The following is a 23,881-nucleotide window of genomic DNA, read 5'->3' as shown; positions in this document are numbered from 1 at the left end:
GCCGTTCCACGGCGATATGATCCGGCCACGCGAGCCACATGAGCTCGCCCGCAGGAAGGATCCGCTGTGGAATTCGTTCGAAACATCTGGGACCTCTTGTGGGTCTTCTTCTGGGCGTTCGCGTTTATCGCCTACCTGTTTGCCCTGTTCTCGATCATCGCGGACATCTTCCAGGACCGGAGCCTCAACGGCTGGCTTAAGGCCGCATGGCTCATCTTCCTGGTCTTCCTGCCGTTCCTCACCGCGCTCGTCTACCTGATCGCGCGCGGCAAAGGCATGGCAGAGCGGTCGGCGGAGCGGGCAAACACCGCGAAGGCAGCGACGGATGCTTACATCCGCGAAACTGCCGGAAAGGCGACGCCGAGCGACGAGATAGCCACCGCAAAGGCGCTGCTCGATTCGGGGGCGATCTCGCAAACCGAGTTCGAGACCCTCAAAGCGAAGGCGCTCGCTCGCGCGTAGCGGTGTCGGGTCTGGCCGGGTCTAGACCTCGAAGTCGACGGCGATGCGGTCCGACCGGACCTCGCCGATGAACTTACCCACCCTCTGGTGTTCGGGGTGCGCCGAATAACGTTCGAGCGCAGCGGCATCCGCGAAGTCGGCAATCAGCACAACATCCCAGTTGACCTCGGGGTACAGGACGTTCTCGCCCACCTGAAGCGAGAGGATCTCGGGAATGAGGGCGGGCAATTCGCCCATCTCCGCGGCGATGCGGGCGGCGTGTTCCGCCTTGGTGGCGGCATCCGTTGCGGCGAGTTTCCAGCAGACGATGTGGCGGATCATGTGAGCTCCAAAAGTGCTGTTGTGAGGCGTTTGGGGTCGATGCGCCAGTAGTTGTGGACCCGTCCGTTGATGAGGAGAACGGGAATCTCTTCGACGTAGCGTTCGTGCAGCTCGGCATCGTCGAGGATCGATACCTCATCGAGCGTCAGCCGGGGTGCGTCCTGGCGAGACTTGAGTTCTGTCATCACGCTGGTGACGACGGTGCGGGCGTCATCGCAGAGATGACAGCCCGGTTTCGAGATCAGGGTGAGGGATGCCGTTGCCACGGTTCCAGCCTAATCGGCTAGGCGAAGTGGTCGACGAGGGAGTCGGTGACGTTGTGCCAGTGACCGAGCATCATCCGTCGTTCGTCACGGTCGGCGAGGTCTTCGTGGTGGAACTCGACGATGGCGCCCGGGCCGGACTTGGACACAGTGAGCTGCAGCGTGGTGTCGTGCGGCCAGTCCTGGGGCTGCCAGGTGAGGCGGACCTGTTTGCCGGCGGTGAAGGCACGAATCGTGCCCCGTACGCCGTCGGTGGTCTGGTAACGGACGCCCTTCTTGGTCGGAAGGGAGTCAATCTCGCCGAGCCAGAGCGGAAGCCCCTCACCGAGGAGGTAGTCCCAGAGGCTCTGAGGTGTGGTGTCCACGGTCTTTCGTACGCCCACATCCCAGCCGGTGTCGTTCTTCTGGCCTGGGGTGTTGCGCGATTCACTCATGAGATCAAGAGTACGCGTACGGCGATGGTGGGATACCCACGCGGACGATGGGATGCCCACGCGGATGGTGAGATGCCCACGCGGATGGTGAGATGCCCAAGCGGATAGTGGGATGCCCACGCGGATGGCGGAGCCGGGCTGGTCAGCATGCGCCGACGACGGTCAGCGCCCTCCGCACCGGTCACGCGGGTCAACGCCGTCAGCGCCCTCAGCACCGGTCACGCGGGTCAACGCCGTCAGCGCCCTCAGCACCGGTCACGCGGGTCAGCGCCGTCAGCGCCCTCAGCACCGGTCACGCGGGTCAGCGCCGTCAGCGCCCTCCGGACCGGTCACGCGGGTCAGCGCCGGTCAGCGCCGGTCAGCGCCGGTCAGCGCCCGTTACCGGAAGTATGGTTTGCGGCGGATCCATTCGGCGATGGTGACCTTGGGTTTGCCGTTCACCATCGTGACGGTGAAGACTCCGGTGTCGACCATCCGGTGGTGGAACCAGCAGAACAGTGCACCGTTGTCGAGATGGGTGGGCCCACCTTCGGAGTGCGGGATGATGTGGTGGGCTTCGCAGCCGGTGGCCGGGATCTGACAGTCCGGCATCGCGCAGGTGGGTCCGTCGCGGGCGATCATTCCCATTCGTTGGGTTCGGTTGAACCCGCGCTGATCATTACCGAGGGCAACAACGGTGCCGTCGGGGTCGATGAACACCGGGATGATGCTCGCATCGCAGAGAACCTGGCTGATCGTCGATGCCGCCACCGGGCTGTTCACTCCCACGATCTGGCCGGTACCGGTCTTGGAGTCGATGACGTCCGCATTGACCGTGACGACCACGGTGGGTGCTGCGCCGGTGACCGATGGTGCGTCGGTGGAGCGGGCGAGGGCGTCGATCATCGCGGCGAACACGTCAGCGCGTTGCTGCCCCGCGGTCCGGCGGGCCCGGACCGGTTCGCTGAACTCCGCACCGGGACTGACGTTGGTGCCTTGTACCGCGTCACCGGTGGCTGGGTTGGCGCCGGTCACGGTTCGAGGCACGCCGAATCCGAAGGCACCCGTGTCGCCGGATGCGAAGGCACCTGTGTCGGCGGATCCGGTGCCACCAGCTCCGCCGCCGGTTCCATCACCAGAGCCCGCGGCGGCGTCAGTGGCGGTTGGGTCGTATCGGTCCGCGGTCTTTGGACTCAACACCGCATCGAACAGCGCGTGGAGTTTCGCTCCGACATCAACGGTGACCTGGCCACCGAACTTCACCAACCCGTCCTTCGCGGCACGGGCGATCCAGAAGTCACGTTTCTGGAATGCCTTGTCGGTGCGGGGTTCGATCCCGTCTTCATCCAACCGGTCACGCCACTGCCGAGCCTGAATCCCCACAAGGTCGGCCGACATCGGTAACCCGTCGCGCCAGCCGGCACCGACCGCCTCACTGACCAGGGTGCGCTCGGCAATCGCGAGGTGTTCGACCTCGGCACGGGGTGCGGCGAGCGAGAGTTCCCGGGTGATCGCTTCGACGGTTTCCACCCCGATCAAACCCTGACGGAACGCCTCGCCGACTACCGGGAACAACGGCGGTAACGGGGACCCGGCGTCGGTGAGCCTCCGGCAGGTGCGTTGGCCCACCCGGATCAACCGGGACGCGGCAGCGGACGACACCCCGGTGATCACCTCGATCAGATGTGACGGACGCTGGTAGTTGTGCTTCACCGCCAAACCTTCACTCCCGCGCGCGGGGTCGGACCGGTCCGCGACCTCGGCACTCAACGCCGCGAGGACCGCTTCACCGGCTCGCACCACCCCGGCGACCTGCCCCAGCTGCGTCAACAGTTGTTCCCCGGTCAACCGGTCGAGGTGATCCAGGTCAAGAACGTCAACCACCTGCCCGAGGTGAGTGAGCAACCCGGTGAGCGCACTCTCCCCCTCCGGCACCGATGCCGGCGGAAAGTCGCTCACCGCGAGACTCATGACACCCGCACACCCCCACCAGTCGAGGCGAGGGCATGACGCCCGGTCAGACCGGAGTCCGCCGCACCGGAACGGGTGCGGATCGGGCTGCTGACCGGGATGTTCATGAGTTCAGTACACACCCAACCACTGACATCGATTTTGAACGAACCCAGTGCACTGGTCGTCGCATCCGGCACCGTTCTCGGCACTCGGGGATCAGGGGTAGTGGCGGTTTCGGGAAGAGAATCTTGGCCGCGTTCCGGGAGGTGAATCGTGGGGGCGAAGCACAATACGGGGCTGGGTGGCCGGTTTCTCCTCCCGGAGCTCGGGTGACCCCTCCGGGGCTCGCGTAGCGCCCTCCGCTCGACTGGCACCTCCGCTACCTCCGCTGCCTCCGCCGCTGCTTCCCCGGTGCTTCGGGAGGAGAATCGTGGGGGCGAAGCGCAGTAGAGGGCTGGGGGCCCGGTTTCTCCTCCCGGAGCTCGGGCGACGCCTCCTGGACGTGCCCGGCCGACAGCCCCGCCAGGCTGACGCGGGCCGCGGCATCCGATACCCTCGAATCCAACCGCGACCCGAGGAACCGATGAGATCCCGCTACGAGCAACTGATCATGGTGCTCACCATGTCGTTCCTCGTGCTCGCTGTAGCGCAGGCCGCAGAACCATCCGCCGTGCTCGTTGCCGGTGTCGCGGTCCTCGCGGCATCCGCTCTTCTCGGTGCCCGCTATCTCGCCGTCATCATCATCGCGCTGCGACTCATGGTCGGGTCCCGCGCGCGCGAGCACCGCGAGTCACTCACCCGCATTCCGGCGCCGAGCCACCCCAACACGGCAGGACGCCCCCAGCCGCGAGCCCCAGGACTGTCAGAGACGGTCGCGTAGCCCTTCGGTAACGAAGAGAACCCGCGACCTTCAGTCGTCACCTCTTCCTCTGACCGTAAGGACTCCCCCTGTGGACATCTATTCGTTCGCGCCCATCGCGATCGTGCTCGACTTTGCCTATTCACTCGTCACCGCTCTCGCCACCCTGCTCGCACCGATCGCCGGAGAGCTGAGCACCGCTGCAGCGATCGTGGCCATCACTCTGCTCGTGCGCACGCTTCTGATCCCGGTCGGCCGCTCCCAGGTGCGCGCCGAGTTCACCCGCCGACGCCTCGCCCCGAAGCTCAAAGAACTGCAGCAGCGTTACAAGAAGAAACCCGAACTTCTGCAACAAAAGACCATGGAGCTGTACCAGGCCGAAAAGGCGTCACCTCTGGCCGGATGCTTTCCCACACTTCTGCAGGCACCCGTCATTTCAACCGTCTACGGCCTGTTTATTCTGCAGAGCATCAACGGACACTCGAATGATTTGCTCACCGAGGACGTCTTCGGTGTCCAACTCGGCAGCTCGCTGATCGGCTTCCTCGGCGGCGGCACCGCGTGGCCGGGAGTGCTCGTCTATGTCGCACTCCTCGCCATCATTGCGGTCGTCGCCTGGCTGAGTCGCCGCGCGGCCCTGCGCAATGCCCCTCCGGTCAGCGACGAGCTTCCGCCCGGCATGCAGAACCTCCCGGGGATTCTGAGCTGGATGCCATTCATCACGGTGATCTTTGCGGCGATCGTTCCGCTTGCCGCAACGCTCTACCTCGCTGTCACGACGACCTGGACGTTCGTGGAGCGGGCAGCCCTTCGCCGCCGTTACGAGAAAACGATGGCGGCGTAAGAAAGCGCCGGGCCCCGGGCGCGCCAAAAAGCGCCAGTCCCGAAGGCCCGGCGCTTAACTGGTGCGTTTCGCTACTTCTTGTTGCGACGCTGGTGACGAGTCTTGCGAAGCAGCTTGCGGTGCTTCTTCTTTGCCATACGCTTGCGGCGCTTCTTGATTACAGAACCCACTACTTACCTCACAAAGATCGGCTATGGCCGCGGATGCCACGGCCGGCAGAAAAAATGCCCTCGGGACAGTCTACCCGATCCCGAAGGCTCAAGATCCCACGCTGACTCAGGCGCTATCCGCGACCTGGGATGCGACGTGCGAGCCGACAACCTGCTCGACCGCTGACTCGGGCACACGGAACGACCGGCCGAACCGGATGGCCGGGAGTTCTCCGGCGTGAACCATGCGATACACGGTCATCCGAGACACCCGCATCATGTCGGCGACCTCGGCAACCGTAAGAAAACGTACGTCTTCCAAACCACTTGCCATGGTGTCTCCTGGTGCGGGATTCTCGGTCTGATGGGTGTCGTCGAAGCGGAACAGGCTGATCTTCTCTGACTGTAGCGCCACCCATCAGTGGTGTCGAGGGTCCCTACTTTCCCAGTTTCTTGCTCACTGCCTGAACGGCACTCGTTACGCGATGAGTAGTGTCGGCGACCGCGTGCCCGATGGCATCCGCCATTTGCTTTGCCTGATCTGTCAGGGCAACCTCGATCGCACCGGCGACGTCGAAGTCGACGCTGAGGAAGGGGATCAACCAGTCTTCGACGGTCTCGAGCGGGGCGCTCTCCAACCGGTAGTAACGGTGCTGGCCTTCCTCACGCACGGCGACGAGACCTGCTTCGCGAAGCACCTTGAGGTGCTTGGAGACCGTCGGCTGGCTGAGGCCGAGAGCGGTCACAATTTCGGATACGCTCGTCCCCCCGTGAGAGACCGTCGAGTCGGACTCATACCGGTCAAGGAGGATCTGCAGGATGTCACGCCGGGTGGCATCCGCAATAACGTCAAATATGTCAGCCATGGCCCAAGGTTAGTGACTCTCAGCACGGAGTACCATGACAACGGTCCGAACCAAGCCCAAGATCGGGGGAACCGTGGCCGGCAGCACCACCGAGGCGCGTCCGCACATTCTCGTTGCGACGGGCTTCGCGCGTATCCGCGAAGAGGTGGAGGACTTTACCGGGCGCTCTCCGTCGCGATTTGCCATCCTGATCTTCACAGCGCTGATCCTCCTTTTCACCCTCCTTTTTTCGCTTCCGATCGCCTCCGCTGACGGCAGGATGACTCCGCTCGCCGACGCATTCTTCACGGCCGTCTCCGTCATTTGCGTCACCGGCCTGGCCACCGTCGACATGGCAACCCACTGGTCGCTGGCCGGTCATACCCTCGTCTACATCGGCGTGCAGATCGGCGCTGTCGGCGTCCTGACCCTGGCGTCCATTCTCGGTCTCGTCATCTCGCGCCGGCTCGGGCTTCGCGCGAAGCTCATGGCGGCGAGCGACTCGAACCCTATGCGGGGCCACCGCGGCCCCGTCGCCGAGGGACAGGCCGTACGGCTCGGCGAAATCGGCAACCTGCTCGTCACCGTTGCACTCAGCCTCGTCGTGATCGAGGGGATCATCGCTGTCCTGCTGTTTCCCCGCATGGTGATCGACGGCATCCCCACCTGGGATGCCATCTGGAACAGCCTCTATTACTCGGCCATGGCCTTCACCAACACCGGGTTCACTCCCAACGCCGGGGGCATCGGCCAGTTCGCGAACGACTACTGGTTCCTCTCCATCCTGATGCTCGGTGTCTTCCTCGGAGCGCTCGGCTTTCCGGTGATTTACGCACTCAAACGCCACCTCTGGCACGTGCGGTACTGGTCGCTCCACGTCAAGCTCACGCTGCTGACCACCGTCATCCTGCTGTTCGCTGGAGCGCTCGCAATCTCGGTGCTCGAATTCGACAATCCCAGGACCTTCGGAACACTCAATTTCAGTGACACGGTCTTCCAGTCCCTGTTCTTCTCGATGATGACGCGGTCTGGTGGGTTCTCGACGATCGAGATCGGCGACATGAACGGGTCGAGCCTGCTCGTCGCCGACATGCTCATGTTTATCGGCGGTGGGTCCGCGTCGACAGGCGGTGGCATCAAGGTGACCACCCTCGCCGTGATCTTCCTCGCCGCTGCTGCCGAGGCGAAGGGCAGCCCCGACATGGAGGCGTTCGGCCGCCGGGTTCCGCCCGACGTTCTGAGGGTCGCGCTGAGCGTTGTGCTCTGGGGCGCGACGATTGTGGCGATCTCCACGATCGTGCTTCTTCAAATGACGAAGGCACCACTCGACCATGTGCTCTTTGACGTAATCTCCGCTTTTGGTACCGTCGGGCTCTCCACAGGACTCACCGCCGAGCTCGACAACCCCGCCAAGTATGTGCTCGCTATGACGATGTTCCTTGGCCGTGTTGGTACAGTGACACTCGCTGCGGCAGTCGCGGCCACCACAAGTTCCAAGCTGTATCGACGTCCAGAAGAGAGGCCAATCGTTGGTTGACCGTATCAAGCACGACGCCCCCGTGCTCATCATCGGTCTCGGCCGCTTCGGCGCAGCGTGCGCCGGCGAACTCGACCGCCTCGACCGCGAGGTGCTCGCCATCGACGAGGGCGCCGAGCTCGTACAGAAGTGGTCAGAGCGGATTACCCACACGGTTCAGGCCGACGCGAGAAACATCGAAGCCCTCAAGCAGATCGGGGCGCAGGACTTCTCCATCGCCGTCGTGGCCGTCGGCTCGTCGATCGAGGCGAGCGTGCTCATCACCGCGAACCTCGTCGACCTCAAGGTCCCGCAGATCTGGGCCAAGGCCGTCTCGCAGTCGCACGGCAAAATCCTCGCGAGGGTCGGCGCGAACCACGTCATCTACCCCGAAGCCGAGGCCGGCGAACGGGTGGCGCACCTGGTCAGCGGGCGCATGCTCGACTTCATCCAGTTCGACGACGACTTCGCCCTCGTCAAGATGTACCCGCCGAGGCCGATCCGCGGCAAGAACCTGACGGAGAGCGGCGTGCGATCGCGCCACAACATCACCGTCGTCGGCGTCAAGAGCCCGGGCAAGCCGTTCACCTACGCAACGGCAGACACCGTCGTCTCGGACCACGACCTCATCATCGTGTCGGGAACGTCAGCAGACATCGAGAAGTTCGCGGCGCTGGGGAGCTAGCCCGGCCCAGCCGCTCGCCTTCGCCGAAAACATCAGTTCCGGCCGAGCGCATCAGTTGCGCGGGGTGTTCTCGACCGCAAGTGATGTTCTCGCGGCGAACGGATACCGGCGCGGTCGCGACAAGCGGATGCCGGTGGCCGGCTTCCGAGCACACCCGGTCAGGACCCGGCGGCGAGTTCCTTCGCCCGCTCGAGCGCAGCATCCGTCGCCTCATCGAAGAGGTGCGTGAGGTCAGCCTTCTGGAGGACAGCAACAGCCCGCTCCGTCGTCCCCTTGGGGCTGGTGACCTGAATGCGCAGCTGTTCGGGAGTCTTGTCCGACTGCGCGAGCAGTTCTGCGGCACCCCGGAAGGTACCGTTTACGAGCACAGCGGCCTGCTCCGGAGTGAAGCCCTTCGCGACGGCGGTTTTCGTGAGCTCCTCGATCAGCAGGAAAACGTAGGCCGGGCCGGAACCCGAGATCGTGCTGAGCGCGTCGAGCTGGTTCTCGGGCACCTCGACCACGGTTCCGACGGTCTCGAAGATCGACCGGGCGACGGCGAGATCGTTCTCACTCGAGCGGGTACCGGCCGACAGCCCGGTGACCCCGCGACCGACCACCGACGGGGTGTTCGGCATCGACCGAAGCACCGGCACAGTCTCCGGCAGCAGCGACTCGAACGTCGCAACCGTGACGCCGGCAGCGACGCTGATCACGATCGTGCCTGGCGCGAGCGAATCGCTGATCTCGCGCAGCAGGTCAGGAACCATGGCGGGCTTGACCGCGACGAGCACAACCTCAGCACCGTCGACGGCGATCCGGTTGGCATCGGGCCGCTCCTCGAGAGCGAGCGACGTGACGCCGGAAAGCCGAGCAAGTTCCTGGGCCTTCGCACTGGTTCGATTCGTCACGCGGATGCCGCCGGCCACGGTCACTCCCGGCTGAAGCAGCCCGGATAAAATGGCCGATCCCATCGAGCCGCTGCCGAGAATGGCAATCGTGGGGAGGGTGGTTTCGGTCGCTGTGCTGTTCTCGCTGCTCACCCTTGCAAGTGTATGTCCGGGTGACCTTCCGGCTCCCTGTCCCGAACCACGCGGGTCGACTCGCGGGCGACGAGGTGTGGTTGCTCCGCGAACCGACCGGGCTCCGGCACGCCGTTCAACACATCGAGCAGCACGCGTGCGGTGTCCGCCCCGTATGCAACCAGGTCGTGCATCAGGGCGGATACCGGTGGGGAGGCGAGCTGGCAGTGGACCGAGTCGTCCCAGGCCAGGATCGCAACATCACCCGGAACTGACAGGCCGAACGAGGTGACCGTCTCGAGGCCGGCGAGCGCCATCAGGTCGTTGTCGTAGATCACCGCCGTTGGCCGGTCGGTCCGCTCGAGAAGTTCCGCCGTCGCTTCGGCGCCGCCATCCGCTGTGTAGTCGCTCGTCACCGAGAACGTCTCAATGCCGAGGCGTTCCGCGGCACCCGAGAACGCATCGTCGCGAACGAGGGTGTGCATGAACTCCTTGGGACCCGTCACCCTGCCGATCCTGCGGTGCCCGGCCGCTGCAAAAAACTCGACCACCTCACGCATCGACCGCGCATTGTCGGTCGAGATCGTCGCGAACCCGGGTGCCAGCAACGGCTGCGCGAGCACAACGGCCGGCATATCGATCTCGTGCACCAACCGGAGGCGTTCGTCGCCACCCGACGCCAGGTCAGACAGGATCACCCCGACGACCTGACCGGTCTCATGCCAGCGCCGCAGGGTGGCGACCTCATCAGCCAGGTCGGCCACTACCGCGAGCAGGAGGGTCTTGCCGTTCTCCGCGAGGACATCCTCTGCACCCTGCAGGAACTGCATCCAAAACGGCTCGAGTGAAACCCGCCGCCTCGGCTGATGGAGGCAGAGGCCGACAACGTCAATCGTCTCCGGCCTACCCGGTGACAAGGTCATTGACCGAACATAACACCGGGAAACCGGCAATGGGGGCGCTGTCGATCACGAACGATTGGGGAAGCCCGGAGACGGTGAATACCGCGCTGTCTCCCGCCGCGAGCGTGACGAGTCCCCGATCGACGGATGCCTGCGGGTGCAGGCGGTCGGCCTGCACGACGATGTCCTTGACGAGCGAGTTCGCCCGAACGGTGACCGTTGCGCCCCCATCGACCGGCTCGACAGTCACGTCGAGTGCCGTCGCCGCCGGCTCGAGCGCCAGCTGCGGATCCTCGGCGAAGTACCAGAACGCGCTGTCAGTGCTGTCTGCACCCGCGGTCACAAACTCCGCCGTGGCATCCGTCACCGCCAGCACGGCCTCGTCGAACGGAACCAGGGCAATACCGCGCGGCTCGACGTCGATCTCGACGGCCTGGGCGGCCAGCTCGGTGCCGTCGAACGCCTGCCGCGACACGCTCACGGTTGCGGTCCACGGTTCGGCCGAATCGTTGTGCGCGACGAGCACGGGTACTCCGTCGCGCGGCTGGATCGTCAGCAGGCGGTCGGCGTACGCGTGCTTGAGCGCGTGCCACAGCGGCTTACGGTGACCGGCGTAATCGACGGCGGCCCAGGAAATGACGGGCCAGTCGTCGTTGAGCTGCCAGATGATCGACCCCGTGTTGAGCGGCCACAGCGAACGGAAGTGCTCGATCCCGAAGCGCAGCGCCCGGGCCTGGTTGAGCTGGGTCGCCCAGTGCCACTCGTCGATCGACCGGGGTTTCGGCAGGTGCTCCCCGAGTCCGCGTTCGAGCTTGAGGTTGCCCTGGTGCGCCTTTTGGTGCACCAGCATTTGCTCGCCGTACGGCTCGAGCGGTTCGTCATGAACGGATGCCGTGAGCGTCGACCACGCGGGCGGACCCTGGAACCCGAACTCGCTCGCGAATCGCGGTGAGTAATCGGCGTACGCGGTGTAGTCCTTGTCGTTCCAGACATCCCAGATGTGCATCGTGCCGTTGCGCGGGTCGTTGGGGTGCGCGTACTTCGTGAAGGAGAACGGGCTGCCGGGCGAGTACGGCGTGCCGGGAGCCAGTTCGGCGACGAGCGACGGCAGGAGGTCCATGTAGTATCCCTCGCCCCAGGTCTTGTCGCCGAGCTGACTGCGCCAGCCCCACTCGAGGTAGCCCCAGATGTTCTCGTTGCAGCCATTCCAGAGCGCGAGGCTCGGGTGTGTGCTCAGCCGGGTGATGTTCTGCCGCGCCTCGGCCTCGACCTCGCTCCTCAGCGGGTCTTCCTCCGCGTACGCGGCGCAGGCGAAGAGGAAGTCCTGCCAGACCAGCACGCCGAGCTCATCGCAGGCGCCGTAGAAGTCGTTGGATTCGTACATGCCGCCGCCCCAGACCCGCAGGAGATTCATGTTCGCGTCGACAGCATCCGTGATGCGCGCGCGATAACGCTCGCGGGTGATGCGGGTGACGAAGGCGTCGTCGGGGATCCAGTTGGCGCCACGGATGCCGATGAGCTGGCCGTTGACGAAGAGGGAGAAGGGCGAGCCGTGCGCGTCCGGTGCGGTGTCGAGGGTGACGGTGCGGAACCCGATGCGGCTGGCCCACTCGGCGTCGCCCGCCGTGATTGTGACGCCGTAGAGCGGCTGGTCGCCGTAGCCGCGCGGCCACCAGAGGTCGATGGTTCCGGCGTTGACGCGCACCGTGGCATCCGTTTCACCGTTCTTCACCGTCACGGTTTCGGTCGCACCGTGAACCGAAACGGAGAGCGTCGCATCGGCACTGGCCGGCGTCGCCCACTCAAGCTCGACGTGTGCGTTCAGGATGCCTGTGCTGCCGTTGACGTCGGTGAGGGGCCGCACCGAGGCGATGCGAACGCCCGACCAGGATTCGATGCCGATCGACTTGAGGATGCCTGAGCTCGACACGTCGATGCCCCAGTCCCAGCCGAAGTTGGATGCGACCTTGCGGATCGCGTTGAACGGGTGGTGCATCACCGTCGGGCGGGCGCCGAGGAGCGCTTCCTGCTCGCGGGCGAACTCGATCGGTGACCGGAAGTCCACGACGAGGTCGTTTTCGCCGTCAACCAGCAGCCCGGCGATGTCGAACCGGTAACCGCGGTGCTGATTCTGGGTGCGGCCGACCTCGGTGCCGTTGAGGGTGATCGTCGCGGCCGTGTCGAGGCCGTCGGCGACGAGGTCGTGGCGCTCGGCGTCGTTCGGCGTCCAGTCGAAGGTAGTGCGGTATTGCCAGTCGCAGTAGCCGATCCACGCCTGCACCTTCTCGTTGGCGCCGTCGAACGGATCGGCGATAAGCCCGGCGGCGAGCAGGTCGAGCTGCACCTCGCCAGGCACCGTTGCGGGGACATCGCGGTCGGCGATGCTCGCATCGACGGGACCGGCCGTCGCGAGAAGGGTCCAAGTTGCACCGTCTGTGGAGTTGAGGGAGGTGAAGCTCACGCGGAAAGTCTTTTCTCTGGGTTCGGTGCCGCCTCGGCGAGCAGCCTGGTGTATTCGTGCTGGGGGTTGAGGATGACGTCGTCAGCCGGGCCACGCTCAACGATCTCGCCCTGGAACATCACGAGGATGTCGTCGGAGAAGTGTCGAGCGGTGGCCAGATCGTGGGTGATGTAAAAGACGCCGAGGTTCTCTTCCCGCTGCAGGTCGGCCAGCAGGTTGAGCACTCCGAGCCGGATGGAGACGTCGAGCATCGACACCGGCTCGTCGGCGACGAGGATCTTCGGTTCGGGGGCAAGGGCGCGCGCGATGGCGATGCGCTGGCGCTGGCCGCCGGACAGCTCGTGCGGTCGGCGCGACGCCATGTCCGGCTCGAGCCGCACGCGTTCGAGCAGCCGGGTCACCGCGGCGTCGATTTCGACGCGCCCCTTCGCCTTGCCGTGAATAATCAGCGGGCGAGCCAGGTGGTGAGCGATGGTGTGGTACGGATTCAGCGATGCAAACGGGTCCTGGAACACCATCTGCACGTCGCTGCGGTACTGGCGCAGTCCGGCGCCACGACGCACGACCGGCTGTCCATCGAGCTCGATGACGCCAGACGTCGGCTTCTCCAGTTGCATCAGTAGCTTGGCGAGCGTCGATTTGCCACTGCCCGACTGGCCGACGAGCGCAACGGTGCGCCCCGACTCGATCGAGAAGTTCACGTCATTGACCGCGGTGAGCGTGCGCCCCTTCCAGCCGTCACGCAGCCGGTACTCCTTCACCAGGTTCTTCACCTCGAGAACACTCATGACACTCCCCCGTCCTGGTCCTGCGCGTGGCCCCGAACGAACCCGCCGCGAGCGCCGGTGAGGCTCGGGAATGACGCCAGAAGTTTCTTCGTATACGGATGCTGTGGGTTGGTATAGAGGTCGACGGCATCCCCCAGCTCCACGATTTCGCCCTCCTTCATCACGGCGATCCGGTCGCTGATCTCAAGCAGCAACGGCAGGTCGTGGGTGATGAAGATGACGGCGAAGCCGAGCTCGGCTCGGAGCCTCGTGATCTCGCGGAGGATCTCTCGCTGCACGACGACGTCGAGTGCTGTGGTCGGCTCGTCCATGATCATGATCTGCGGGTCGAGGGCCATCGCCATGGCGATCATCACCCGCTGGCGCATACCGCCGGAGAGCTCGTGCGGGTACGACACCAGCCGCGAGCGGTCGACACCGACGCGCTCGAGCAGTTCGGCGCACTTCTCCCGCCGCTCCTTCTTTCCCATTTCCGGGCGATGGGTGGTGAAGATGTCCTCGAGCTGCGCCCGGATGGTGATGACAGGGTTGAGCGAGTTCATCGCGCCCTGGAACACCATCGAGATCTTGTCCCAGCGGAACGCGCGGAGGTCATCACCGCGGAGTTCGCCGAGGTCGATCGAGTAGCCCTCGCGGGAGTGGAAGTGCGCGCCGCCCGACGTGATCATCGCCGGCGGCTTGAGCAACCGGTTGATGCCGTACGCGAGTGTCGACTTGCCGCACCCGCTCTCGCCGGCGAGGCCGAGGATCTCGCCGCGGCCGAGCTCGAGTGAGACGTGCTTCACGGCCTGGACGACCCGCTCGCCGCGGTACTCGACACTGAAGTCGTCGACCGTGAGCACCGGGTGCGACCTCGCTGTCGTCGCCCGGTCGACCCTGGCCTGTGCCTGTTCGCTGATGGTCACAGCTCGTCCTCCTTCACAACCTGCTTGAGTTCAGACTTCGACAGGTTCCACTTCTTGCGGGTCGCGCGGGTCTGGTTGCGCAGCTTGGGGTTGATGATCTCGTCGATGGAGAAGTTGATGAGGGAGAGTGCCGCGCCGAACAGGGCAATGAGCAGCCCCGGCGGTACAAACCACCACCACGCACCGAGCCTCAGGGCGAGCCCGTTCTGGGCGTAGTAGAGCATGGTGCCCCAGGTGAACGATCCGGATGCTCCGAGGCCGAGGAAGGACAAACCAGCCTCGCCAAGAATGGCGAAGATCACCGCGAAGACGGCTTGCGACGCGAGCAGTGGGATGAGGTTCGGAAGGATCTCAACGCCGAGCACCCGCCACGGCTTCTCCCCGGAAACGCGTGCCGCAGCGACGTAGTCCCGGTTGCGCAGGCTCAGGGTGAACCCGCGCAACACGCGCGCCGATCCGGCCCAGCCGGTGATCGCGAGCACGAGTGCGACGAGCAGGATGCTCTTGTCCGGGACGTAGCTCGAGATGATGATGATGAGCGGCAGGCCAGGGATGACGAGCATCACGTTGCTGAACAGCGAGAACGATTCGTCGAGCCATCCGCCGGCGTAGGCGCCGACGATGCCGAAGAACGCGGAGAGGAACAGTGTCAGCACACCGACGATCAAACCGATGGTGAGCGAACCGCGCGTTGCGTACGCGAGCTGTGCGAAGACATCCTGACCGGTCTGTGTCGTTCCGAGGATAAAACCATCCCCAGGCCCGCGGAGGCCGACGTTGTCGACGGTGGACGGGTTGCCGACGAAGAGCGGGCCGAAGATGCCGAACAGAATAATGGAGCCGGCGATGATCAGCCCGGCAGCGAGCTTCGGTGTCATCGGCGGAAGCGTGGTCTTGCGGGTGACCGCGCGCGCGCTGACGGCGGCGAGTGCCGGGTCCTGCGTTGTTGTCGTCACTGTCGCTCCTATGCGCGTGCGCGGGTGCGCGGGTCGATGAGTGTGTAGAGCAGGTCGACGAGCAGGTTCGCGCCGAGGACCGAGAGGGTGATCACGAGGAAGATGCCCTGCATCAGCGAGTAGTCGTTGCTCGATACCGCCTGCAGCAGCGCTGAGCCGATGCCGGGGTAGGAGAACACGACCTCGGTGACGATGGACCCCGCAACGACGAAGCCGAGGGAGATGGCGAAACCGGCGACGGATGGCAGCACCGCGTTGCGGGCGGCATACGTCGTCATGATGCGGCGGGGCTTCAAGCCCTTGGCCTCCGCGGTGAGGATGTAGTCCTCGCTGAGCGTCGACACCATCATGTTGCGCATGCCGAGCATCCAGCCGCCGACCGAGGAGATCACGATCGTGAGGGCGGGAAGGGTGCCGTAGTAGAGGACGCTGCCGATGAAGTCCCAGTCGAGGCCAGGCGCCGTCGTGTAGACGTCGTACCCGCCGTTGAGCGGGAACATCTGCCACATGCTGCCGAAGAAGAAGAGGAGGATGAGCGCGAGCCAGAAGTACGGCACCGACTGGAACATCGTCGTCACAGGGATGAGGTTGTCGAGCCAGGAGCCGCGCTTCCAGCCCGCGAGTTGCCCGAGCACGATGCCGAGCACAAAGGAGATGATCGTTGCAATGCCGATGAGGCCGATCGTCCACGGCAGGGTGCGACCGATCACGTCGCCGACGGTCGCAGGGAAATAGGCGACGGAGACCCCGAAGTCTCCGGTGAGCACCTTGCCGAGGTAGTCGAAGTACTGTTCCCAGATCGGCGCTTTGCTGTTGGTGCCGAGAAGCAGCTCGATCGCGCTCCGCGCCTCGGGCGAGACGGGGCCCTTCAGGGCGAGCTTCGACAACATCATGTCTACCGGGTTTCCCGGCATCCATCGGGGAAGGAAGAAGTTGAGGGTGAGCGCCGCCCACAGCGCCACGATGTAGAACCCGATCTTCGAAAGAAGAAATTTCACGAGGAGCAACTCTCTGCTGAAGAGGGCCGGCCGGGGCCCGTTGGAGCGGGCCCCGGCCGGCCGGTGAGACTACTTGACCGGAGAGATGCTCTTCAGCACGATGCCGTTGTCCCATGACTTCCAGGACACGGGGAGTGCGTACTTGTCGTCGTCCGACGGCCAGCCGGTCGCCCGGTCGGTGTTGAACTCGGTGAGCATGGCGTTCACGTAGATCGGGATGTACGGCATATCCGTGACGATCTGCTCCTGGATGAGCGCGTACTGCTCGGCTTGAATCGCCTCATCGTTCGTGGAACGCGCCGTGGCGATGGCGGTGTTCACCACGTCGTTGTCGTAGCGGGCAGCGTTGCCGGCGATGGCCGACTCACCGACGGGCGTGGTGTTCGCCGAGTTGTACCACTTGTCGTACGTGAAGTACGGGTTGTTCGACGGCTGCAGGCCGATCGAGTCGAGCGAGAGCTGGAACTGGCCCAGCGTCTGGTTGCTGTTCCACTCGTTCCACGACAGCTGCGTCGGCTTGAGCTCGATGCCGACCTCGGCAAGCTGCTGCGTCATCGCGTCGTTGAGCGAGATGTAGTCGCTCCAGCCCGAGACGGTCTGGATCGTGAGGCTCAGTTTTTCGCCATCCTTCTCGCGGATGCCGTCGCTTCCGACGGTCCAGCCCGCTGCGTCGAGAATTCCCGCTGCGGTGTCAGCGTCTGCACCCGCTGGCGCTTCGACGTGCTCAGGGTTCGCGATCCACTTCTTGTCGCGCTCGGGAAGGATGATCGTCGGCGACGCGGTCTCGGCGAATCCGCCACCGGCGAGCTTGTTGAGCTGGTCGCGGTCGATGCCGTGGTAGATCGCCTGGCGAACGGCCGGGTCCGTCTGCGGACCTGTGCAGCCCAGATCGGGGTTCGAGCACGTGAAGATCGACGTGGTCATGGCCGGGGTGTTGACGTAGGAGAGGTTCTCGTGGTCCTTGAGAATCTGGTCGAGACCGGGAAGGAACGAGCTCATCCAGTCAACCTGGCCCGCGAGCAACGCCGCGCTTGCGGCATCCGCTGTTTCGAGGGAAATGAAACGCACCTCGTCGATCTCAGGCTTGCCCTTCTCCCAGTAGGAGGTGTTCTTCTCGAGCACGTAGCTCTGAGCGTTGAAGTCCTTGACCTTGTACGGGCCGGTACCGACCGGGTCGCTGTTGACGTCGGTCACCGGGTCTTCCACGTCTTTCCAGACGTGTTCGGGCACGATGCCCTGGTTACCGAGCACACTCGGTTCCTGCATAAAGGAGGGTTCGGTGAACGTCAGGACTGCCGTGTTCTCGTCGGTCGCTTCCGCAGTGGCCGAGAGTCCTGTGGTGTTGAGTTCCGGGGTCTTGTTCACGAGGTTGAAGGTGAAGGCGACGTCTTCTGCCGTGAAGTCTTCGCCGTCGCTCCACTTCACGTCGTCGCGGGTGGTGATGGTGAGCTCGGTGCCCTCGGCGTTCCACTCGTAGTCGGTGGCGAGCATGGGAACGGGCTCCTGGTCGGATGCCGCGTTGAACCAGTAGAGCGACTCGAAGATCACGCCAAGGGTGGGCTGAAGCGCTGTGGAGGAGAACGGGTTGAAGTTCTCGGTGATGGTGCCGGTGGCACCGTTGAAGACGGTGATGCTTGAGCCGGCGTCGGATTTCTCGCCGCCGCTCGATGAACAGCCGGTCAGCGCCAGCGCTGCCGCAGAGGCGACAGCGGTGACTGTCACGCCCACCCGCCGTCTGCCGTGTGATTTCAGGGACATCTTTGGACCTTTCATCGGTGAAAAGCCACGGAAAGTGGCGAGGGTCACGGTCGTTCTCGCCAGCGAGCGTGCTGCGCCTGGGAGGAGAAAAAGCCGTCGGGTACTTTCTTAGGCGACTTTATTAGGTAAGTCAAGTAACTCGTGGAAATGGGTTGAGCGTGGGTGCGGGAGCACCCCTGCCACCGAGCGCTGCATTTGCATGCCCGCGCTGCAGATACTTCTGCAGCGCGGGCATGGATGTGCAGCGGTCGCCGCTGTCGGCGAACCAGCAGCCCCGAGGAATCGGCTACAGCGCCTCGATGTGCACGAGTGCCGAGTGCTCGGGATGCAGCCTCGGCGCCTGGATTCCGACCGCGGCGAGCGCCCTGCCCGAGAGCACGACACCGCCGTCCGCGAACCAGCTCGGCGTCGTGGCGGTCGTCGTGAACCGGCCGTGCGGGCCCACCGCGCTCACGCGGTAGCGCCGGTCGGGCTCAAGGCCCGGGATCCGAACAAGCCCCGGCGGCCAGGTCGACGGGCGCGCGAGCAGCGCGAACTCGAACAGCGCTTCCGACCGATCCTGCGCCACGATGCCATGCACAGCGAGTTCGGTGACCGGGTGATCCACCCGCACCGTCCGCCCGGAGTGGATCAGCGCACGGAACCGCTTGTGCAGCGCGATCCACTCGGCGAGTTCCGTCCGCTCCTTCTCGGTCGCGCTCGAGATATTCCACTCCACCCCGAAGTGCCCGAACAGCGCCGTCGACGCCCGAAACGACAGGTCGTGCGTGCGCCCGGTCGTGTGCGAGCGCGGGCTGCCGATGTGGCTGCCGACGAGCTCGGGCGGAAGGAGTTGCCCGGTCCAGCGCAGCATGCCCTGCCGCTCGAGCGGGTCGATGCAGTCACTCGCCCAGACCCGGTCGGTGTACTCGAGCACGCCAAAGTCGACCCGGGCGCCACCCGACGAGCACGACTCGATTTCGAGGTGCGGATGCCGTGACTTCAGTTCAGCAAGCAGGCGATAGACCGCGTGGGTCTGGGCTGACACCCCCGCCTTCCCCGTCGCGGTGGAACCGGCATCCACGAGGTCGCGATTGTGGTCCCACTTGAGGTAATCGAGCCGGTATTGGTCAACGAGGCTCGAGATCGACCCGAGGATGTACTCGCATGCTTCGGGGATGGCGAGGTTGAGCACCTGCTGCTGGCGCTGCTCGAGCGGCAGCCGCCCGCCGGTCGAGAGGATCCACTCGGGGTGCGCGCGAGCGAGGTCGGAGTCCTGGTTCACCATCTCGGGTTCGAACCACAGCCCGAACTGCATGCCGAGTTCGCGCACGCGGTTCACGAGCGGATCGAGGCCGTTCGGCCATACCTCCGGGTCGACGACCCAGTCGCCGAGCCCGGCGTTGTCGCTCCGGCGGCCGGAGAACCAGCCGTCGTCGAGCACGTACCGCTCGACTCCGACCGCGGCCGCGTGCTCGGCCAGCTCGAGCAGCGGCTCGAGCCTGTGGTCGAAGTAGACCGCTTCCCAGACGTTGAGCGTTACGGGCCGCACCGACCTCGGGTGCTGGGGCCGCGCCCGCAGCCACTCATGGAATCGAGCCGCTTGCTCATCAAGCCCATATCCCCACGATCCATAAACCCACGGCGTCGCATACGACTCGTCCAGCCCGAGCACCATCTCTCCTGGCAGCAGCAGTTCTCCGCCGCCGAGCAGGGTCCTGCCACTCGTCATCCGCTCGAGGTACGAGACGTGGTTGCCGCTGTACCCGACGTGCAGCCCCCACACCTCGCCGGTCCGCGGGCCGAAACCGAAACCGGCCTCCCCCGCGACCAGCACTGTCGCGGCATCCGCCCCCGTCCGACCCCTCCGCGATTCACGCAGGTGCGTCCCGACGGTGATCGCCCGGCGTTGTGGCACCCGCTCCTTCGCCCACCGCCCCGCCTGGTCGAGCGATTCGGTCGCGACGGGCGGCACCGGCAGGGTGACAACGAGCCGCTGGACCTCGTACGTACTCTCGGCGCGATTCGTCACGGTTGCACGCGAGCGGAGAACACCGGATGCCGTCAGCTCGATCTCGAGGAGGAGGTCAAGGTTCGCGACAGCATCCGTCGCCGCAGCCACCACCCGGGAGCCGTCGATCTCGTATCGCACCCGGTCGAACCGGGGCGACCAGTCGCCACCACCGGCGCGGTGCCCCTGCAGCCCCGGCGCACCGAGCCAGCCCGCGCTGTGCTCGGGGACAACACTCACCCGCACCGGGACGTCGACGGCGTTCTCGAGCATGGGCGCTGTGACACTCGCGAGATCGCGAAGATCATCGGCCGAGGCCTCGCCAAGGTCGGCGCCCCAGTGCAGGATGGAAGGGAGGGCGTTCTCCGGCGTATCGAGAACCAGGCTTACCCCGGCATTGCGGAGGTGAATCTGCGGTGGAGTTGTGGATGTGGTCATGATCTCTTTCCTCGACAGCGCTGGCGTGGTAGACAGTATCTTAGGCGAGTTAAGTAAGTAGCGCGATGAGCGTCTCGCCCTTTCCGCACGATCGACCGCACGAAGGATGATGGAGTCCATGCCGATATTCGACAACCCCTCACTGCAGCTCTACACACTGAGGGACGCCCTCGCGGCGGACTTCACCGGCACGATGGAACGTGTCGCCGCCATCGGCTACCGCCGGGTCGAGCCATACAACTTCGTGGCCGACGTCGACGCACTCGAGAAGGCCCTCGCGGCGAACGGCCTGACCGCGCCGTCCGCCCACGTCGGGCTCCTGCGCCTCGACGACCAGCGCCCCGCGTTTGAGGCTGCCAACCGCCTCGGCATCGACATCGTCATCGACCCGCACGTCGACCGTGCGCGCTGGACCACGGCCGCTGACATCGCCGAGACCGCCGAGCAGCTCAACCGCGCCGCTCAACTCGGAGCCGAGTTCGGCATCACCGTCGGCTACCACAACCACCACTTCGAGCTCGAGAACCGCATCGACGGCCGGTACGCGCTCGATCTTCTCGTCGACGCCCTCGACCCGTCCGTCGTGCTCGAGATCGATACCTACTGGGCCCAGGTCGGCGGCGCGGATCCTGTTGCGCTGCTGACAGACCTCGGCGAGCGCGTCGTAGCGATCCACATCAAGGACGGCGACGGCACACTCGACACCAAGAAGCAGGTGGCCGTCGGCTCGGGCGTCCTCCCGATCGAGCGCATCGTCGCAGCCGCCCCCGCCTCGGCGATCGGCGTCGTCGAGCTCGACGACACGTCAGGCGACGTCTTCGAGGCCATCGCCGACAGCTACACCTACCTCACCGGAAAGGCATCGGCATGAGCGGCACCGGCCCGGTCGGCGTCGGCATCATCGGCGCTGGCGTCATCAGCGAAACGTACCTCGAGAACCTCACGTCGTTTCCCGACGTGAAGGTGCACGTCGTCGGCGACCTCTTCGAGGATGCTGCCGCGAAGCGAGCGGCACAGTTCGGCATCGAGTCCAGCGGCGGGGTCGACGCCGTGCTCAGCCACCCGGACGTCGAGATCGTCGTCAACCTCACGATTCCCACCGCGCACGTGCCGATCGCCCTCCAGGCCGTCGCTGCGGGCAAACACGTCATCGGCGAAAAACCGTTCTCGCTCGATCGCGCGAGCGGCCTCGAACTGTTGCGAGCGGCAGCGGATGCCGGCGTGCGCGTCGGCTGCGCGCCCGACACCTTCCTCGGTGCCGGTTTGCAGGCGGCATTCCGCGCCATCCGTCGTGGTGACATCGGCACACCGCTCACCGCGCTGACGCTGATGCAGTCCCCGGGACCGGAGTCATGGCATCCGAACCCCGCCTTCCTCTTCCAGGAGGGTGCCGGCCCGCTGTTCGACATCGGACCGTACTACCTCACGGCTCTGGTGCAGGCATTCGGGTCGATATCGCGAGTCGCGGCAACCGGCTCCACGGCTCACCCGAAGCGCGTCATCGGCTCGGGCCCCAAGGCCGGCGAAGAGTTCGACGTCACCGTGCCGTCGCACGTCAGCGCACTGCTGCAGTTTGCCGATGGCGGCTCGTCGCAGAGCATGTGGAGCTTCGACTCGGCGGTCGGCCGGCACGGCTTCGTGGAGATCGCGGGCACCGAGGGCACCCTCGTGCTGCCTGACCCGAACTACTTCGACGGTGACCTCGTGATTCACCGCCGTGGCTCGGAAACCTCGGAGGTGCTCGAGAAGACCGTCGCGAGCTCGACCCGCGGCACGGGCGTCCTCGACCTGGCCCGCGCGATCCGCGAGGACCGCCCGCACCGGGCGTCTGGCGAGCTCGCGTTCCACGTCGTCGACACGATGGTGTCGATCAGCGACTCGATTTCGAGCGGCGAGTTCGTCACGGTGGAGAGTGCGGCGCCGACCGTGCCTCCGCTGCCGGACAACTGGGACCCGCACGCGGCCACGCTGTAACCGCCGGGCGCTACACATCCATGCGCGCGCTGCAGATACTTCTGCAGCGCGCGCATGGATCCGCAGCGGTGGCAGAGTGATCGCGCCGCGAGTAGAGTGTGGAAACCGCAACTCCGTGAGCACCCACTTACTTCACGCACTTTATAAAGCAAAGTAAGTTATCGTTAATGCATGACCGAGAAAACGCGCCGTCGCGCGAACTCCAAGGGCAGGACCCTTGACCTGATCCGCTCCTCCGGACCGATCAGTCGCGTAGAGCTCGCCGAACTCACCGGCCTCACCCAGGCCACCATTTCGACGGTCGTCCGAGAGTTGCTCGCCGACGGAGTGATCAGCGAAACCGGCAGGGGCGAATCAACCGGCGGCAAGCCGCGCATGCAGCTCGAGATAAACCCGGCCTCGCGCCTCGGGATCGGCGTCCACATCGGCCAGGACTACATCACCTACATCGCCGCCGACCTCGCCGGTACCGTGGTCGGACGCAAACGGGTGGACGGCCCCGGCGACGCCTCTCCGATCACCGTTGTGGGTCGCATGGCCGACGACATCGAGTCGCTCATTGTGGGCCTCGACCTCGACAGGGCATCGATCGTTGGCATGGGGCTCGCCATTCCTGGTCCCGTTGACCGCATCGAGGGGACGGTCCGCGGCGTCCCGTCCCTCATGGGCTGGACTGACTTCCCGATCAGGACAGCACTGGCAACGACGACCGGGCTGCAGTGTGAGTTCGACAACGACGCAACCGCCGCAGCAATCGGCGAGTACTGGCTCGGCGCAACCGTCGACTACGGCAGCTACGCATCCGTCTACATGGGCTCGGGCATCGGCTCCGGCATCGTGATCGACGGGACGATCTACCACGGGCTCTCGGGCAACGTCGGCGAGATCGGCCACCTCACCGTCAACGCTCGCGGCCCGAAATGCGCGTGCGGAAACCTCGGCTGCCTCGAGCTCTATGCGGGCCCTGCCGCCATTATGGACAAGGCAGCGGATGCCGTCGCCCGCGGCGAGCTGGACATCCCCCTGACCGGAAAAACCTCGGTCGACTTCGCCAGCCTCGGCACCGCCGCGATGAAGGGCCAGCCCAAAGCGGTGGCCCTGATCGAGGAATCGGCGGACTACCTCGCGAGCGCCCTGGTCTCCATGGTCAACCTCTTCGATCTTCCGCTCATCGTCCTCGCCGGAAACGCGTTCTCCACCGCCGGGTCGATCTACGTGCGCACAATCTCCCGCGCGCTCGCCGAGCGAGCCATGGTGCGCGACATCCACCCGGTGGAGGTGCGCATGTCCGTCAACGGCAACGATGCCGCCGCGCTCGGTGCGGCGACTCTCGTTCTGCAGGATCGGCTCTCCCCTCGATCACTCCGCTCCGTCGCGTTCGCCTGATCAGGAACATTCGG

24 protein-coding genes are annotated in these 23,881 nt (G+C 65.3%); 8 read left to right on the top strand and 16 right to left on the bottom strand.

The genetic code is table 11. The features are described from left to right. The first annotated feature begins 66 nt into the window (after positions 1 to 66). Complete coding sequence (locus AC1C2M_RS07610; protein WP_483405129.1) at positions 67 to 462, top strand: SHOCT domain-containing protein; 396 nt, start codon at positions 67 to 69, stop codon at positions 460 to 462. Between the two features lie 21 nt (positions 463 to 483). On the opposite strand, the gene AC1C2M_RS07605 is transcribed toward AC1C2M_RS07610, so the two are convergent. From AC1C2M_RS07605 to AC1C2M_RS07590, 4 genes are all read right to left on the bottom strand, one after another. Beyond that, positions 484 to 783 (bottom strand): Dabb family protein, encoded by a 300-nt coding sequence (locus AC1C2M_RS07605; protein WP_483405128.1) that lies wholly within the window; start codon positions 781 to 783, stop codon positions 484 to 486. Next, a complete protein-coding gene (locus AC1C2M_RS07600) occupies positions 780 to 1,049 on the bottom strand; it encodes a glutaredoxin family protein (RefSeq protein WP_495435826.1) in 270 nt (89 codons plus the stop codon). Before AC1C2M_RS07600 ends, AC1C2M_RS07605 begins: the two co-directional genes overlap by 4 nt. Positions 1,050 to 1,066: 17 nt before the next feature. After that, a complete protein-coding gene (locus tag AC1C2M_RS07595) occupies positions 1,067 to 1,480 on the bottom strand; it encodes an SRPBCC domain-containing protein (protein ID WP_495432475.1) in 414 nt (137 codons plus the stop codon). Between the two features lie 378 nt (positions 1,481 to 1,858). Continuing rightward, entirely contained in the window at positions 1,859 to 3,418 is a 1,560-nt protein-coding gene (locus tag AC1C2M_RS07590; protein WP_495435825.1) for an HNH endonuclease signature motif containing protein, read from the bottom strand. A gap of 577 nt (positions 3,419 to 3,995) precedes the next feature. Between AC1C2M_RS07590 and AC1C2M_RS07585 the strand changes: the two genes are divergently transcribed. After that, positions 3,996 to 4,292 carry a DUF6412 domain-containing protein gene (locus AC1C2M_RS07585; protein WP_495435824.1) on the top strand — a complete coding sequence of 99 codons (297 nt, stop codon included), beginning with the start codon at positions 3,996 to 3,998 and terminating at the stop codon, positions 4,290 to 4,292. Between the two features lie 70 nt (positions 4,293 to 4,362). Then, positions 4,363 to 5,115 (top strand): YidC/Oxa1 family membrane protein insertase, encoded by a 753-nt coding sequence (locus AC1C2M_RS07580; protein ID WP_495435823.1) that lies wholly within the window; start codon positions 4,363 to 4,365, stop codon positions 5,113 to 5,115. Between the two features lie 71 nt (positions 5,116 to 5,186). On the opposite strand, the gene AC1C2M_RS07575 is transcribed toward AC1C2M_RS07580, so the two are convergent. The 3 genes from AC1C2M_RS07575 to AC1C2M_RS07565 all read right to left on the bottom strand — a co-directional run bounded on the left by AC1C2M_RS07575 (position 5,187) and on the right by AC1C2M_RS07565 (position 6,130). Further along, positions 5,187 to 5,285, bottom strand: coding sequence for a 30S ribosomal protein bS22 (locus AC1C2M_RS07575; protein ID WP_003792170.1), 99 nt, complete (start codon positions 5,283 to 5,285; stop codon positions 5,187 to 5,189). Between the two features lie 106 nt (positions 5,286 to 5,391). Beyond that, the gene (locus AC1C2M_RS07570) at positions 5,392 to 5,598 is read right to left on the bottom strand and encodes a helix-turn-helix domain-containing protein (protein WP_108390044.1); all 207 of its coding nucleotides are present in this window, start codon (positions 5,596 to 5,598) and stop codon (positions 5,392 to 5,394) included. A gap of 103 nt (positions 5,599 to 5,701) precedes the next feature. Then, a complete protein-coding gene (locus AC1C2M_RS07565; protein ID WP_483405123.1) occupies positions 5,702 to 6,130 on the bottom strand; it encodes an ArsR/SmtB family transcription factor in 429 nt (142 codons plus the stop codon). Positions 6,131 to 6,164: 34 nt separating this feature from the next. Between AC1C2M_RS07565 and AC1C2M_RS07560 the strand changes: the two genes are divergently transcribed. After that, positions 6,165 to 7,646, top strand: a complete 1,482-nt coding sequence (locus tag AC1C2M_RS07560; RefSeq protein WP_495435822.1) for a TrkH family potassium uptake protein — start codon at positions 6,165 to 6,167, stop codon at positions 7,644 to 7,646. Further along, the gene (locus AC1C2M_RS07555; RefSeq protein ID WP_108390042.1) at positions 7,639 to 8,310 is read left to right on the top strand and encodes a potassium channel family protein; all 672 of its coding nucleotides are present in this window, start codon (positions 7,639 to 7,641) and stop codon (positions 8,308 to 8,310) included. The genes AC1C2M_RS07560 and AC1C2M_RS07555 overlap by 8 nt, the downstream gene beginning before the upstream one ends. 158 nt (positions 8,311 to 8,468) lie before the next feature. On the opposite strand, the gene proC is transcribed toward AC1C2M_RS07555, so the two are convergent. The 9 genes from proC to AC1C2M_RS07510 form a co-directional block, all read right to left on the bottom strand. Then, on the bottom strand, positions 8,469 to 9,332 hold the full coding sequence (proC, locus tag AC1C2M_RS07550) for a pyrroline-5-carboxylate reductase (protein ID WP_495435821.1): 864 nt from the start codon (positions 9,330 to 9,332) through the stop codon (positions 8,469 to 8,471). Next, a complete protein-coding gene (locus AC1C2M_RS07545) occupies positions 9,329 to 10,234 on the bottom strand; it encodes a LacI family DNA-binding transcriptional regulator (protein WP_495435820.1) in 906 nt (301 codons plus the stop codon). Before AC1C2M_RS07545 ends, proC begins: the two co-directional genes overlap by 4 nt. Further along, a complete protein-coding gene (locus AC1C2M_RS07540; RefSeq protein WP_495435819.1) occupies positions 10,215 to 12,674 on the bottom strand; it encodes a glycoside hydrolase family 2 protein in 2,460 nt (819 codons plus the stop codon). Before AC1C2M_RS07540 ends, AC1C2M_RS07545 begins: the two co-directional genes overlap by 20 nt. After that, complete coding sequence (locus AC1C2M_RS07535) at positions 12,671 to 13,462, bottom strand: ABC transporter ATP-binding protein (RefSeq protein ID WP_495435818.1); 792 nt, start codon at positions 13,460 to 13,462, stop codon at positions 12,671 to 12,673. The genes AC1C2M_RS07540 and AC1C2M_RS07535 overlap by 4 nt, the downstream gene beginning before the upstream one ends. Continuing rightward, positions 13,459 to 14,361: an ABC transporter ATP-binding protein gene (locus tag AC1C2M_RS07530; RefSeq protein ID WP_495436484.1), complete on the bottom strand. Its 903-nt coding sequence runs from the start codon at positions 14,359 to 14,361 to the stop codon at positions 13,459 to 13,461. Before AC1C2M_RS07530 ends, AC1C2M_RS07535 begins: the two co-directional genes overlap by 4 nt. A gap of 2 nt (positions 14,362 to 14,363) precedes the next feature. Next, complete coding sequence (locus AC1C2M_RS07525) at positions 14,364 to 15,323, bottom strand: ABC transporter permease (RefSeq protein WP_483405117.1); 960 nt, start codon at positions 15,321 to 15,323, stop codon at positions 14,364 to 14,366. Between the two features lie 8 nt (positions 15,324 to 15,331). Beyond that, positions 15,332 to 16,321, bottom strand: a complete 990-nt coding sequence (locus AC1C2M_RS07520; protein ID WP_483405116.1) for an ABC transporter permease — start codon at positions 16,319 to 16,321, stop codon at positions 15,332 to 15,334. Between the two features lie 69 nt (positions 16,322 to 16,390). Next, a complete protein-coding gene (locus AC1C2M_RS07515; protein WP_495435817.1) occupies positions 16,391 to 18,079 on the bottom strand; it encodes an ABC transporter substrate-binding protein in 1,689 nt (562 codons plus the stop codon). 286 nt (positions 18,080 to 18,365) lie between these two features. Next, positions 18,366 to 20,507, bottom strand: a complete 2,142-nt coding sequence (locus AC1C2M_RS07510) for an alpha-galactosidase (protein ID WP_495435816.1) — start codon at positions 20,505 to 20,507, stop codon at positions 18,366 to 18,368. Between the two features lie 118 nt (positions 20,508 to 20,625). Here AC1C2M_RS07510 and AC1C2M_RS07505 point away from each other — a divergent pair, with 118 nt between their 5' ends. The 3 genes from AC1C2M_RS07505 to AC1C2M_RS07495 all read left to right on the top strand — a co-directional run bounded on the left by AC1C2M_RS07505 (position 20,626) and on the right by AC1C2M_RS07495 (position 23,867). Beyond that, positions 20,626 to 21,378, top strand: coding sequence for a sugar phosphate isomerase/epimerase family protein (locus AC1C2M_RS07505; protein ID WP_495435815.1), 753 nt, complete (start codon positions 20,626 to 20,628; stop codon positions 21,376 to 21,378). Then, positions 21,375 to 22,481 carry a Gfo/Idh/MocA family protein gene (locus AC1C2M_RS07500; RefSeq protein ID WP_495435814.1) on the top strand — a complete coding sequence of 369 codons (1,107 nt, stop codon included), beginning with the start codon at positions 21,375 to 21,377 and terminating at the stop codon, positions 22,479 to 22,481. Before AC1C2M_RS07505 ends, AC1C2M_RS07500 begins: the two co-directional genes overlap by 4 nt. Positions 22,482 to 22,652: 171 nt before the next feature. Continuing rightward, on the top strand, positions 22,653 to 23,867 hold the full coding sequence (locus AC1C2M_RS07495) for an ROK family transcriptional regulator (RefSeq protein WP_495435813.1): 1,215 nt from the start codon (positions 22,653 to 22,655) through the stop codon (positions 23,865 to 23,867). Positions 23,868 to 23,881 lie beyond the last annotated feature (14 nt).

The sequence above is a fragment of the Mycetocola sp. Y444 genome (assembly GCF_059445295.1).
Note: the sequence above shows the minus strand (reverse complement) of the source record. Positions and strands in the feature narration are given on the sequence as shown.

What these genes read in the sequence shown, in the direction of transcription:
- AC1C2M_RS07495 (WP_495435813.1), top strand. Translation starts at nt 22,653, where the DNA reads ATGACCGAGAAAACGCGCCGTCGCGCGAACTCCAAGGGCAGGACCCTT.
- AC1C2M_RS07565 (WP_483405123.1), bottom strand. Translation starts at nt 6,130, where the DNA reads ATGGCTGACATATTTGACGTTATTGCGGATGCCACCCGGCGTGACATC.
- AC1C2M_RS07595 (WP_495432475.1), bottom strand. Translation starts at nt 1,480, where the DNA reads ATGAGTGAATCGCGCAACACCCCAGGCCAGAAGAACGACACCGGCTGG.
- AC1C2M_RS07570 (WP_108390044.1), bottom strand. Translation starts at nt 5,598, where the DNA reads ATGGCAAGTGGTTTGGAAGACGTACGTTTTCTTACGGTTGCCGAGGTC.
- AC1C2M_RS07500 (WP_495435814.1), top strand. Translation starts at nt 21,375, where the DNA reads ATGAGCGGCACCGGCCCGGTCGGCGTCGGCATCATCGGCGCTGGCGTC.
- AC1C2M_RS07505 (WP_495435815.1), top strand. Translation starts at nt 20,626, where the DNA reads ATGCCGATATTCGACAACCCCTCACTGCAGCTCTACACACTGAGGGAC.
- AC1C2M_RS07545 (WP_495435820.1), bottom strand. Translation starts at nt 10,234, where the DNA reads ATGACCTTGTCACCGGGTAGGCCGGAGACGATTGACGTTGTCGGCCTC.
- AC1C2M_RS07585 (WP_495435824.1), top strand. Translation starts at nt 3,996, where the DNA reads ATGAGATCCCGCTACGAGCAACTGATCATGGTGCTCACCATGTCGTTC.
- AC1C2M_RS07605 (WP_483405128.1), bottom strand. Translation starts at nt 783, where the DNA reads ATGATCCGCCACATCGTCTGCTGGAAACTCGCCGCAACGGATGCCGCC.
- AC1C2M_RS07510 (WP_495435816.1), bottom strand. Translation starts at nt 20,507, where the DNA reads ATGACCACATCCACAACTCCACCGCAGATTCACCTCCGCAATGCCGGG.
- AC1C2M_RS07560 (WP_495435822.1), top strand. Translation starts at nt 6,165, where the DNA reads ATGACAACGGTCCGAACCAAGCCCAAGATCGGGGGAACCGTGGCCGGC.
- AC1C2M_RS07515 (WP_495435817.1), bottom strand. Translation starts at nt 18,079, where the DNA reads ATGTCCCTGAAATCACACGGCAGACGGCGGGTGGGCGTGACAGTCACC.
- AC1C2M_RS07535 (WP_495435818.1), bottom strand. Translation starts at nt 13,462, where the DNA reads ATGAGTGTTCTCGAGGTGAAGAACCTGGTGAAGGAGTACCGGCTGCGT.